The organism is Sphingopyxis sp., from assembly GCF_036402335.1.
Classification (GTDB): domain Bacteria; phylum Pseudomonadota; class Alphaproteobacteria; order Sphingomonadales; family Sphingomonadaceae; genus Sphingopyxis.
Map to the genome: position 1 here is coordinate 1 of NZ_DASWTD010000673.1, position 4,222 is coordinate 4,222.

The following is a 4,222-nucleotide window of genomic DNA, read 5'->3' on the forward strand; positions in this document are numbered from 1 at the left end:
TGGTCGTGATCATGGCATTCCCTCCTTCAATCTATGATGTCTTTTGCCGCCGGGCGGCGTTCGGTCGGGCCGTCACACGCGAAGCGTCGCGCGGCCGTTTTTGAGCGTGAGTTGCATGGTCTTTTCGTCGCCCGCGACGCGGACGGCGAAGGTGCGCGGCGCGGTCGGTCCGTGGGATTGCTGGACCCGCAGCGTGCGGGTCGCATCCGACCAGCGGAAGGCGAAGCGGCTGTAATCGCCGCGCCGGTAAGCGAAGCTGTCGCCGTCGTCCTCGTAGAGGTCCCCGCCGCCGTCGGCGCCGGGATGGATCAGGAGCGTGATCGGCGCGTCGCTCTTCTCGCCCGTATGCTGTTTGACGGGACCGAACGGCACCACCGCACCGGCGCGCACGTAGAGCGGCGTCGTCGCGAGGTCGACCGCACGGTCGATTTCGCGGCCACCCTCGACGACCTCGCCGGTCCAGAAATCGATCCAGCGCCCCTTCGGAAGATAAAGGCGCCGCTGCGTCGCCCCCTTTTCGACCACCGGCGCGACGAGGATGTGCGGTCCGAACAGATATTGATCGCCCCGGCGCACGGCCTCGGGCTCGTCATGATGGAACCACATCGAGCGGATGATCGGCATGCCGGTCGAAACGCATTCGTGGACGGCAGTGTAGAGATAGGGAAGCAGGCGATAGCGCAGTTCCAGATATTGCCGGCAAATCGGCTCGACGCGCTCGTCCTTGAGGTCCGCGGGATCGGGGTTCCACTGCGCGGTCTCGGGAAAGCCGCGCTCACCTTTCGTCCATCCCCACGGCAGGTGCATGCGCCAGTCGCGGCCGTGCGAGCGAAACAGCGGCGTGAAGGCCGCGAACTGGAACCAGCGCGTATAAAGCTCGCCCGTAAAGTCGTCGCGCGACTGGAATCCGCCGATGTCGGTACCCCAATAGGGGATGCCGCTGATCGCCGTGTTGATGGCGATCGGCACGTGCGTCGCCAGCGTCACCCAGCGCGATTCGACGTCGCCCGACCACAGGAAAGCCGCGAAACGCTGCATCCCCGCAAAACCGTTGCGATGGAGCGCGTAGACGCGCTTGTCGGGTCGGTAGAGCTGCTGCCCTTCGAAATACATCCGGTTGCGCGCGAGGCGCGACGGCGGATCGAGCCCGTCGCCCTGGTCGGGCCACCAGCCATCGACGCCCATGTCGGTCAGCGGCTTGTGGAAGGGCCAATAGCAGCTGACCTGCCGGTCGGGCGGCCATTGGCCGTTCGGCAGGCGGCCGCTCGGCAGTGCGGGCGCGGTACAGGGATCGGTGACGCGGCCGGTCAGGCGCCGGCCCTCGACCGCAACATGGATGACGACCTTGAAATTCTCGGCCTTCAGCGCCGCCATCGACGCGGCGGGGTCCGGGAACACCCGGGAGTTCCAGTCGAACTCGCCATTGTAGCTGTTCCAGCCCGCGGGGGCGAAGCCCGTGCTGAGATAGATCATCGCATCGCAGGGGAGCTTGCGCGCGCGAAACTCCTTCGCCTCGGCAACAATCTCCTCGGGCGTCCCCAATGTCCGGTGCGACTGCTGGTAGCCCAGCGACCAGAGCGGCGGCATCTGGGGATAGCCGGTGATCTCGGCATAGGCGCGCATCAACGCGGCAGGCTCGCGCGCGGCGACCAGAAACAGATCGAGCGCGCCGCCCGAGACGGTCGGCGTGAAGAGCCCGCGCGCGCCGCTCATGTCGAACGAGCCCACCGGCTGGTGGATGAACATCGCCCAGCCGCCGGTCCCGACGAGCCACTGGATCGGAACGCGCGACCCGTGCGTCGGGAGCTGGTAGCCGCCCGCCCCGCTCTTCATCGCGTCGACCGAACCGCGGCGGTCGAACTGCGGTCCGCCCTGCCCGAGGCCGAGCAGCGGCCCCTCGCCGAGGTCGAAGGACATTGCGCCGGCGTCCCAGCCGAGCTCCTGCACCCTGGCTCCGGTCGCGTCGGTGACGGTAATCGACAGCGGGTTCGGGCTGACGCGGAAGACGAGACCGCCGCAACGCAGCGTCCGCGCGCCGTCGTCGATCCGCATCCGCCCGGTCGGCGCGGGCCAGGTGCGTTCGGTCAGCGACCCGCTTTCCTCCGGCTCGACCGCGACATCGTCGACGACGGGCAGCAGCGAGATGCGGACGATGCCCTGCCCGATCTCGGCAAGCCGCAGTTCGAGCGGCGGCCGCGTCGCCGCGGCGAGCGCCGCCGTGGTGCCCGTCCCCAGCGCGGCGCATGCGGCCGCGATCGCCTGCAAGCTGCCCCGGCGCGTCAATCCGTGCGTCATCATGCCTCCCCTTCGTTCGGCGCCGCGCGCATCGGCTCGACGATCGCGGCGATGTCGAATGTTTCGAACCCCGCCGCGGCCGCCGCGAGAAAGCGGTCGCGCGCGGCATGCGCCGATGCGAGGTCGATGCCCTCGGCGCCAAAGGCGGCGGCGGCATAAGCGAGATCCTTCGCCATCAGCGGCACCCGGAAATGCGGCGCATAGTCGCGGTCGAGCATGCGTTGCCCGACGGCGCGAACGAGCGGGCTGCCCGGCGCGCCCGCGCCGAGCAGCGCGAGCGAGCGGACCGGATCGAGACCGCTATGCTCGATCATCGCGATGGCTTCGGCAAGCGAAGCGACCTGTACCCCGCACAGGAAATTGTTGACGAGCTTCAGGATCGCGCCGCTGCCGACCGGCCCGAGATGGTCGACGTTCGTGCCGAGCGCATCCAGGACCGGCTGCGCGCGCGACAGCGTCTCTGCATCGCCGCCGACGAGGAATTTGAGCGCGCCGCTCGCGGCCTGGTCGCGGCTTCCGGTGACGGGGGCATCGAGGAAATCGACACCGGCCGACGCCATCTCGGCGGCGAGTTCGCGCACCCAGCCGATGGTCAGCGTGCTCGCCTCGATCGCGACGGCGCCGCTGTCCATCGCCGCGAGCGCGCCACCCGGTCCAAGCCACACCGAGCGCGAGGCCTCGTCGGCCGCCAGCATCGCGATGACGACCTTCGCGCCGCGAACCGCGTCGGCGGGGGTCTCCGATATGCGCGCGCCCTCCAGCCCCGGCACGCGCGCGCGCTCGGGGTCGCGGTTCCAGATCGCGACGGAAAAGCCCCGCGCCACGAGCTGGCGCGCCATGCCGCCCCCCATCAAGCCGAGGCCGAGGACGGCGACGGGAAGCGCGGGCGCGGTCATTCCGTCACCTCGAAACGGGCAAGCGCCTGCTCGTCGATCTCGAGGCCGAGGCCCGGGACCTTGTCGTCGAGGTGGATGGCCCCGTCTTTCGCCATCGGCTCGCCCTTGAAGATCTGCCAGAAAAGCTCGTTGCCGACCTCGACGTCGACCGGCGGGAAGAACTCGGCCATCGGCGAGTTCACGCTCGCCATGACGACGTGGTAGTTGTGCATCTGCCCCGCATGCGGGACGACGGGAATCGAATGCGCCTCGGCCAGCGCCGCGATCTTGCGCGCGGCGGTGAGGCCGCCGACGCGGTTCGTGTCGAACTGGATATAGTCGACCGCCTTGGCTTCGATCAGCTGCCGGAAACCGTACAGTGTATGTTCGTGCTCGCCCGCCGCGATCGGGGTCGTCCCGAAACGCCGCAGCTCGGCATAGCCATGCACATCGTCGGGAATGATCGCCTCTTCGAGCCAGCGCAGGTTGAACGGCTCGAGCAGCCGCATCATCCGCTTCGCATAGTCGAGCGACCAGCCCATATAGGCGTCGGCCATGATGTCGATGCCGTCGCCGACGGTCTCGCGCACCGTCCGCACCAGATCGAGGTTGCGCTGCATCCCCTCGGCGCCGTCGACCGGGCCCCAGCCGAAACGGAGCTTCATCGCCTTGTAACCGTCGGCCTTGTAGCGCCCGGCCTCGGCGGCGAGCTCGTCGAGCGGAGTCGAGTAAAGGCGGCTGGCGTAGACCGGGATCGAGGGCTTGGTGCGGCCACCCATCAACCGGTAGCAAGGCTGGCCGGCCGATTTGCCCATGAGATCCCACAGCGCGATATCGACCGCGCTGATCGCCACCATCGCGACGCCCTTGCGCCCGTAAGCCATCGTGCGGCGGTACATATGCTGCCACAGAAATTCGGTGTCCCAGGGATTCTCGCCGATCAGCAGCGGGGCGAGATGCCGGTCGACCAGCGCCTTGGTGACATGCGGCGACAGCGCGGCATTCCCGATCCCGACATGCCCTTCATCAGTGAAGATCTCGACGATCAGCCA

3 protein-coding genes are annotated in these 4,222 nt (G+C 68.5%); all 3 read right to left on the reverse strand.

What is annotated here, in order from left to right:
* Positions 1–72 precede the first annotated feature (72 nt).
* Complete coding sequence (locus VGD20_RS21600) at positions 73–2,298, reverse strand: TIM-barrel domain-containing protein (protein WP_331136426.1); 2,226 nt, start codon at positions 2,296–2,298, stop codon at positions 73–75.
* Complete coding sequence (locus VGD20_RS21605) at positions 2,295–3,191, reverse strand: NAD(P)-dependent oxidoreductase (RefSeq protein ID WP_331136427.1); 897 nt, start codon at positions 3,189–3,191, stop codon at positions 2,295–2,297. Before VGD20_RS21605 ends, VGD20_RS21600 begins: the two co-directional genes overlap by 4 nt.
* Positions 3,188–4,222, reverse strand: a 1,035-nt coding sequence (locus tag VGD20_RS21610; protein ID WP_331136428.1) for an L-rhamnonate dehydratase, incomplete at its 5' end; no start/stop codon positions are given. The genes VGD20_RS21605 and VGD20_RS21610, both read right to left, overlap by 4 nt.